We start from the raw sequence: 6,406 nt of genomic DNA on the forward strand, positions 1-6,406 counted from the left end.
GGCCGCCGTTTCCTCGCGATAAGGCGAATGGGCGGGTTTTCAAAACGTCGGCATTATGCGCCGGCGAATGTCAGCTTGAAGCTAAATGAGATCGGCGGCCTGAAGACAAGAGCACCAAGGAAGTCTTTGCACCTGTCAAGTTTGTGGATCGTGCAAATCACGCGTAAAACTTCTCACGGGGAGCGGCAGGCTGCTCGAAAAATCTTGCGAGAGCAGGGCCGTAACTGGCGAAGTGCGCCGATGCCAAGGGCGGGAGCTCGGCCTGAGCGCGATCAAAATCATCTAGCTTGATTGTGGCAGTTTCATCCGAAGGCTCTATCCGGAGCAAATTGTCCGGGCCGAGCAGGAGCATGGCCTGCGACGTCGCATTGTCGGTCGTGAGGAACATGGCGGCCATGATGACCTCCCTCCAGGCCAATAACCCGGCAAAGACGCTCTTGCGTGACAGCTCGAAAGGGGGATTGCCCGTGCCAATGCTCAGCACCTCAATCTGGTCCAGCGTGATTTCGTAGCACGTCAATGCATCAACAACCGCGACCATGACCGGGTTGTTGGCCCAGACACCCCCATCGATGAAAATCCGTCCGCTTTCGGCGTGCTCATGGCCCTTAAGATAGGTGGGCGCGGCGGATGTCGCGCGAGCCACCTTCCATGCCGGGGTCTCGTGATCGTTGCGAAAGTCCGGGTGATGGTCGGTCTTGAACACCGCGATCTCGGTTCTGGGCATCATGAAGGCAGGGACGACGATACGAGGGCCTGCCTGTCCAAGCGTGTCATCGGCAAAGCGGCGCTTAAGGGCTGCCTCAAGCTCTTCGTGGTTAAGGATGGGCCGGAAGAACGAAGAGACGAAGCGCCAGGCTTTGCCAACCTTTGTGGCGGGGTAGGGCGGAAAAATCCGCCGCCCGTCGGTTTCGTAGAAGCTGACGATCTCTTCGGTCGTGCGCCTGAGCCCGAGACCCAGCGCAATAATACCGCCCGTCGAGGTGCCAGCGATCATGTCGAAATAGGCGGCAAGCGGCTTGCCGTTGGCGAGGTTCTGCTCGCATTGGTGCAGCAGATGCGCGGTGTAGAGCCCCTTTATACCGCCACCGTCGAGCGCGAGAATCTTAAAGGGACGCCCTGCGGGCCAAGGCTGGCGTTCGCGCTTGGTTTTCCGCGTGTTGGCTCTGCGATCAGTGAACATGGACTGCCGCCTCTTCGATTGCTCGCGCTTCGCCTTGCGAGAGAGGGGCAACCGCCTCCGGTCCAACGCCGGGGGCCAGCCACTCGCCGGTTACATGCCAGAGCTCGTAATAGTGCAGCCATTCGGCGGCCCAAGGGATAGTTGTATCAGCGATTAGGTCGGCGGGGGTCCATTCCTTGCCCGCCGGATCAAACAGGCACAGGCCCGACAGCACGGGGTCTTCTGCATTGAACATCAGGTGCGGAATGTCAGCGTAGGTCAGCCCATCGCGCGGGCGGATTTCGGGGTGTGCGACCATAACATAGGGACGGTCGATCCTGCCCGGCCACCAGAACACACGCAGCCCGTAGACCATGCCACGTGGCCTGATCGGGCCATACCAGATCACCAGCCCATCTCCACGCTTCGTAGCCGAAAAGTCGGCCCATGTGGCGCGCATGGCCCTCAGCTGTGCATGGGTGGACCGCACAACGTCATTGGTCATCCGAGCCTCGCAGCGGCCACCGCGCGGGGTGGAAGCGATGCTGAGGCACGGGGCGCAGTTCGGGCTGCGCCTTGACCAGTGCGGGGGCAAAGATGCCGCCGGAGCCTGGCTTGATGAGAATCCCTGAGCTGCGCTCGCGCCGGTCATACCGCTTCTTGAGGATTTCGCGTTCGGCTGCGCCGAAGGTCTCGCCGAACATCCGGTCGATTTCCTTGAGAATATCCTCCTGGGTGGCGAAGAGCATCTTGTTCAAGGCCGCCTTCAATGCGTCGAGATGATCGGCCAGGCACTCCATGTCCGTGCGGCCAGCGAGCAGGGGATGCGGCCAGCGGTCGTTGATCCGATCAGGCTTGTAGCGCGGGTTCAATTCGTTCGGCACAGTGCCGTTGGCCAGATGCATCCGAAGGTTGGCGGAAATGCCGCCAGCGAGGGTGAAGAGCTGGTGCGACAAGCCTCGGGGATCGTAACCGATATCGGCGGTCAGCTTGGTGATCCAAACTGAGGGCGGGCGCTTGAGCGCCGAATTGGTGTAGCGCAGATTGAGATAGCGCTTGAGCAGCTTGAGGGCGACGACTTCCTGCGCGTCGATCCTCGTCGGGATCGCCGGGGGCAGGGGTACCTGCTCGGCGTCGGCAAGAATTTGGCGCTCGCGGTCGTCGATAAACTTGAGCCTGCGAATGCTTGCAGCGTTTCGGGCAGCGCGCATCTTATCGGCGAAGGCGGCATCGCCAACGCCGACCTGGCTCCTAAACCAGTCAGTGAAACCCCAAGGGTTGGCATCGACACGGTAGGACGGGCCGGTGTCCGGCGAGTGAAAGATGTGGCCCGGCCTGTCCCCGGCGATGCGCGCCCGCCGATCCATGATCGTGACATCCATGTGCATGAAGGCGAACTGCATCTGGACGCACCGGGTGCAGCGGGTGATCTTCTCTACGCCCGGAAAACCCTGCAACGTCACGAAAAGCTCGTCGAGGGCACGATTGTCGGACCAATCGGGGGGCACATCGACCTCAACGATGGCGTCGATGTCGAAGCGATCTTCCTTGTCGCCGCTCAGGACCGTGGTGCTGGTGGCGACCGAACCCTGAGCATAGATCAGGCTCTCACCGTCGATCAGGTAGGGTCGGAGAGTGCTTGAGGGGCGCTCGATGTGCTCCTTGAGACGGCGATAGCGGCTTTCTGCGATCCGCCGGTCATAAGGGCTAAGTTCAATGAGCGCGGCGAGATCCAAGAGAATCTCGTCAAGGGTCGAAGTGTCGGGATGGGAGGAGGGGGCAGTGGCCATTGTCTATCCTTTGGGAGGGAAGGGGTCTCGGCCGTAAGTGTTGCGTTCGCGGATGCGCCCATCCCGGCCATGGATGAACACTTCCAACCCGGTGCGGATCGCGGATTCCCGCGCGGCTGATTCTGCGGCACTCTGGGTTGAGTGGACAGAGGAGGCTTTGGCGTTACCTTCGCCCTTGACGGCCCAACCGCCTGAATGTGGCACAACGTGTTGATTCTTCTTAGACATTGCACTCCCCCATTAAAGTTTAACTTGACCTTCTGTCGCTCCTGGGTTTACAACATACAAGAACAATGGCGGAACGTCAACCATCTCACCAACATTCTGAAAGGTCAGCAACATGCTGGGAGGACGTCTAAAATTGGCGCGCGCGAAGGCTGGCCTGTCGCTGCGCGATCTCGCGGCGCAAATGGACCCGCCGGTCTCGGCGCAGGCGCTCAGCAAATACGAGAATGACGCGATGATGCCGAGTTCGCGGGTGCTGCTCGGGCTCTCGCGAGCGCTGTCTGTGCCCATGGATTTTCTCATGGGGGCACAGGTCGCGGCGTTGTCGGGCGTCGAGTTTCGCAAGGGCGCGGGCACCTCTGCGGCCGATCGTGCGCGCGTCGAGGCCACCGTGATCGAGCGCCTGGAAAACTATCTCGCAATTGAAGAGATCGTCGGGATCGAAGCCGACGGTCCGGTGCTTGCAGGCGTCGGCGGTGCCCGGATCGATGCGCCCGAGCATATCGACGTCCTGGCTGCGAAGGTCAGAGAGAAGTGGGCCTTGGGCGAGGATGCCATTCCGAGCGTCACCCAGCTCCTCGAAGATCGGGGTGTGCGTGTGATCGAGGCTCCTCTCTCCGCCAAGGTGTCGGGCATGACCTGCTGGGTCGAGCGCAACGACGGTCGGCCGCCGGTCGCGGCTATCGTGGTCTCTACCGATATCAATCTGGAGCGCCGCCGTTTCACCTTGGCGCACGAGCTGGCTCACCGCCTCATTCCGGCGGTGGGAGATATTGGCCTCACTCTCGAAAAGGCCATGGACCGCTTTGCGGGAGCCTTTCTCGTTCCCGAGGCGCATTTGAAGCGCGAAGTCGGCGAGCGGCGAGCACAGGTCGCCTACCAAGAGATTGTGCGCCTAAAGCATATGTATGGCGTCTCGGCCGCAATGCTGCTGATGCGTCTCCAGCAGACTGGTATTCTCGACCAGGGGACCGTCGAATACGCGTTCAGGACCTATGCGCGGGGCTGGCGCTGGGCCGAACCAGACGAACTGCCTAGGAACGGCGATCTCGCCGAAATGGAGCGGCCCGCGCGCTATGAGAGTCTTGTTTACAGGGCGCTTGCGGAAGGCATGATTTCCAGCATCCGTGCCGCGAAATTGTTGGGCACCTCGCTGCAAACTGTCGAACACGGACTGCGAGGACCGATTGCCGCGTGAGCTGCATCATCATCAACGACGCGAGTGCGCTGATTGACCTCAAGAAGGGTGAATTGCTGCACGTCCTCGGCGCACTGCCGTTCCGATGGATCGTGCCTCTGCCGATCCGCGAAGAGGAAATGCTGAGCTTTTCCGGTCAGGATTGGGCGACGCTCGAAGCGGCAGGCTTTGAAATATTCGACCTCCCGCCCGACATGGTTGGTGAGGCCTTCGCGGTAAGGCGCGCCTTTCCGCGTCTTTCTGCGAATGATTGCTTCTGCCTCGTGAGCGCCGTGGGCTATAAAAATGCTGTCTTGCTCACCGGCGACGCCGAGTTGCGTTCTGTCGCACAAGCCCGAGACGTAGAAGTTCATGGCGTCTTGTGGATTTTGGATCATCTTTGTGCTTCTCAGGCGTGTGATGTAGCCATCTTGCGAAGAGCGCTTACCATTTGGAGCACCGATCCTGCCGTCCGGTTGCCGCAACGCGAGATCACAATTCGTCAGGGTCGATTGAGTTGATCCCGAACGCGACATAGCGGTTTCTAGCTAAAGCAGACACTCAGTCTCAGGCTCGTCAATGACTGCCTCTGGTCGACTGCTGCCAGCAGCTCTTAGGTCGCATTGTGTCGTCAATCACATGATTCCCGACAGGTTTCGCTCAGACTGTACGGCGTGGCTCCAACGCAATCGCTGGGCGTGCGACAAACCCTGTCGTTTTGTTCGACCGCACGGAAACCTGAATCTTGGGGTTTCCCGTCAGGTCCCGCGTTAGCGTATATCTGGGTCCGTTCTATGTATTGACCCCAGAGAGAAGATTACCACCCAACGGTGGAGCTGCCCGATCGGCGTCGCCGATCTGCCGGCGACGCCGGCACACTGGCGCACGCGGGGGTTCGATGCCCCCGCGTGCGCCTTTCCACGGTCGTTGTTTTGCCCTGGCGGTGACAACGGGCGAAAGGGGCGGGCCTATGCCCGCCCCGCCCGGCCTTAGCCGGGCTGCTGGCGCTTCGCCTTCGCATCCATGACCATCGCTACGAGGTCGGGATTGTGGAAGCGTTCGCCGCGCTCGATGTTGGCGAGGCCGGGACCATCCAACACATCGCGCAACCGATCCTCGATCACTGCGCCAAGCTCGGCCGATGCCTGCTCGATGTCGTATCCGCTTAGCTCCATGAAGCCGGGATTGTTCGGCCATTGGGTAGCGGTATCGTGCTGCTTCTTGTCGTCGATCGCCGATTGCAGGGCGTCGATCGCTGCGTTTCCAAGCGCGCGCTCAAAGGCGAGCTGGGCGAAGATGCGATGCGTGGACATAGAAAGCTCCTGTGCTTGCCGTGATTGGCAAAAGCCATGGGAGGGTCGCGGCGGGCTGTGTCAGGGACCGCGAAGCGGCCGGTTTACCGGGCTGCGGGGGTGCCGATTTTCGTAGAAAATTGGGGGAACCGCTGATCCTTGATGCGGCCCGCTGCGGCCCTCACGATAGGAAGACACTGACGGGGGGACTTAACAAACAACGCCCGGCCCTCTCGGGCCGGTCCATTGATTTTCCCCTTTCGTTCTCACCGCGAACAATCCAGAATCGCGCGCACAATGCCGATCGCACCCGAACATTTCTGGCTCTATCCGATCGACTGGCGCGAGTTGTCGGCGCTGATCCGGTTTGATCGCGCTGGCGGGCGCTGCGAGCAATGCGCGCGCCCGCATGGGCGGCGCGTCGCTCATCTGGGCCCAGTCGGCCCGAAGCTGCGATTTTGGCCATGTTGAAGAACAAAGATTGAACATGGCGATCTACCAGGCTCGCTCTTGTCCTCCAATCTCGTAAACATCGGTCTCGATCGAGCACCTGTAGCTCTCTGCGATGTTGAACATCTCTGTCTGGAGAGATGCGATCTCATCATCGAGGCTGACGCCATCGGCACCCTGATCATAGGCGACGGTCAGCGTGTAATCGCAGTTCCCGGTCTTTTGCATCTGGTAATCCCGCTCCAGCATCGCCTCAATGCGCTCGCGAGCGGGCTTTCTGCCACGACCATGCTTGTTGAAGTTCTCGATG

At 60.6% G+C, this 6,406-nt stretch carries 7 protein-coding genes and 1 pseudogene; 2 read left to right on the forward strand and 6 right to left on the reverse strand.

Translation table 11 applies throughout. The features are described 5' to 3' along the window. Positions 1–157: 157 nt before the first annotated feature. The 4 genes from IQ35_RS18040 to IQ35_RS18055 are packed head-to-tail and all read right to left on the reverse strand — an operon-like array spanning position 158 to position 3,180. Positions 158–1,183, reverse strand: coding sequence for a CBASS cGAMP-activated phospholipase (locus tag IQ35_RS18040; RefSeq protein ID WP_145075416.1), 1,026 nt, complete (start codon positions 1,181–1,183; stop codon positions 158–160). Further along, positions 1,173–1,667, reverse strand: coding sequence for a type II CBASS E2 protein (locus IQ35_RS18045; protein ID WP_145075419.1), 495 nt, complete (start codon positions 1,665–1,667; stop codon positions 1,173–1,175). The genes IQ35_RS18040 and IQ35_RS18045 overlap by 11 nt, the downstream gene beginning before the upstream one ends. Beyond that, positions 1,657–2,952, reverse strand: coding sequence for a nucleotidyltransferase domain-containing protein (locus IQ35_RS18050; protein WP_145075422.1), 1,296 nt, complete (start codon positions 2,950–2,952; stop codon positions 1,657–1,659). Before IQ35_RS18050 ends, IQ35_RS18045 begins: the two co-directional genes overlap by 11 nt. A gap of 3 nt (positions 2,953–2,955) precedes the next feature. Further along, positions 2,956–3,180: a DUF2188 domain-containing protein gene (locus IQ35_RS18055; RefSeq protein ID WP_145075425.1), complete on the reverse strand. Its 225-nt coding sequence runs from the start codon at positions 3,178–3,180 to the stop codon at positions 2,956–2,958. 112 nt (positions 3,181–3,292) lie between these two features. Between IQ35_RS18055 and IQ35_RS18060 the strand changes: the two genes are divergently transcribed. Beyond that, positions 3,293–4,375, forward strand: a complete 1,083-nt coding sequence (locus IQ35_RS18060) for a helix-turn-helix domain-containing protein (RefSeq protein ID WP_145075428.1) — start codon at positions 3,293–3,295, stop codon at positions 4,373–4,375. Continuing rightward, positions 4,372–4,875: a PIN domain-containing protein gene (locus IQ35_RS18065; protein ID WP_145075431.1), complete on the forward strand. Its 504-nt coding sequence runs from the start codon at positions 4,372–4,374 to the stop codon at positions 4,873–4,875. Before IQ35_RS18060 ends, IQ35_RS18065 begins: the two co-directional genes overlap by 4 nt. 468 nt (positions 4,876–5,343) lie before the next feature. On the opposite strand, the gene IQ35_RS18070 is transcribed toward IQ35_RS18065, so the two are convergent. After that, a complete protein-coding gene (locus tag IQ35_RS18070; RefSeq protein WP_145075434.1) occupies positions 5,344–5,667 on the reverse strand; it encodes a hypothetical protein in 324 nt (107 codons plus the stop codon). A 474-nt stretch (positions 5,668–6,141) separates the two neighbouring features. Continuing rightward, positions 6,142–6,406 (reverse strand): annotated as a pseudogene (locus tag IQ35_RS18075) (recombinase family protein); the annotation flags it as partial.

The organism is Sphingobium wenxiniae, from assembly GCF_007830065.1.
Taxonomy (GTDB): domain Bacteria; phylum Pseudomonadota; class Alphaproteobacteria; order Sphingomonadales; family Sphingomonadaceae; genus Sphingobium; species Sphingobium wenxiniae.